Genomic DNA, 427 nt, shown 5'->3' on the forward strand with positions numbered 1-427 from the left:
CTTAAGCCCCTGCCAAATTCGTCGGAAGAGCCGCAGTTCATGCGCGTGCTTATTGCCAATGACGACGTCGCGGATGGCGCCGCTGGCCAGGCTGAAGAGAACCACAAATTTCAGGAGCGGAAACCCACATCCCCTGGCCTGGGAGGCAGACTGAGGAAAGCTTCGCTGATTGTCCGGGGTATCGGGCAAGGAAGTCGTCGAGCCATCGACGATGACGATTTCTCGATCCAACCTCGGAATGCACCAAGCGCCCGCACGTTTATCGGCCGAACGGGCCGAATCGCTCAAGGCGCTCTTGAGCAAAGCCAGGGGCAATCGAGCCTTGGCCTGGCAGTAGGCGCTGTCGCAGGAGGAGATCCGCCCGCGGTTCTCGAGCCCCAGCAGAGCCTGCAACTGACGGACGACTTCTCGCCCAGAGGTCTTGGGG

Annotated in this window: 1 pseudogene; it reads right to left on the reverse strand. The window is 61.1% G+C overall.

The features are described from left to right. Positions 1–393 (reverse strand): annotated as a pseudogene (locus I6F37_RS41150) (hypothetical protein); the annotation flags it as partial. Positions 394–427: the final 34 nt, after the last annotated feature.

The organism is Bradyrhizobium sp. NBAIM08 (assembly GCF_020193935.1).
In the GTDB taxonomy this organism is placed as follows: domain Bacteria; phylum Pseudomonadota; class Alphaproteobacteria; order Rhizobiales; family Xanthobacteraceae; genus Bradyrhizobium; species Bradyrhizobium yuanmingense.